This is a genomic window from Pseudomonas sp. NBRC 111139 (genome assembly GCF_001753955.1).
Classification (GTDB): domain Bacteria; phylum Pseudomonadota; class Gammaproteobacteria; order Pseudomonadales; family Pseudomonadaceae; genus Aquipseudomonas; species Aquipseudomonas alloputida.
Map to the genome: position 1 here is coordinate 1 of NZ_BCBP01000001.1, position 545 is coordinate 545.

The 545-nt window shown below is 65.5% G+C and carries 1 protein-coding gene and 1 pseudogene; both read right to left on the reverse strand.

Annotated features, from left to right (window positions below; genetic code table 11):
- The coding region (locus tag BJQ17_RS00005) for an ATP-binding protein (protein ID WP_217988574.1) at positions 1-174 on the reverse strand (174 nt) is incomplete at its 3' end.
- A pseudogene (locus BJQ17_RS00010) lies at positions 167-545 on the reverse strand (IS21 family transposase); the annotation flags it as partial. The gene BJQ17_RS00005 and the pseudogene BJQ17_RS00010, both read right to left, overlap by 8 nt.

A 545-nucleotide genomic window follows, 5' to 3' on the forward strand; every position in this document is an offset into this window, starting at 1 on the left:
CATCTGGTGGCTCACCGAGCGCATGGCGCGATCTGTGTGCTCTTGTTCCAGCAGGTGTTCGAGCAGCCACTTGGACGAGGCTGTGTTCGACTCACCCTGCGCAGTCAACTCCGCCCAGGCCGTGGCCATGCCGTGCAGGCGCAGCTCCTTGAGTTCCGCCATCAAATCACGCATGACCGATCTCCTCGGTCTGGCCACGCAGGCGGTCGTAGCGCGCCGTGTTAGCGACGGGGGCTTCCTTGAGCGACAAGTGGGTTTCGACGCTGGGTGGTGGTTCGGTCGCGGCCAGGCGCGCCACGACATTGAGGATGTGTTCGGCGCTCAGGCTGCCGCTTTCCAGTACCAGCTCAACAGCCACCAGCACCGCATCGAGCCCGGCGACCGGTACGGCAGCCAGAACTTGCGCCATGATCCGGTCACCGCCGGCATGACGCCCCAGACCGTGCTTAAGCTGACGCAGCGGCGCCGGCAGATCAGCAAAGGGCGCGCCGTTGCGCAGCGCACCGGGCTTGCGTTCGATCAGCGGGAGGTAGTGCTGCCAGTCA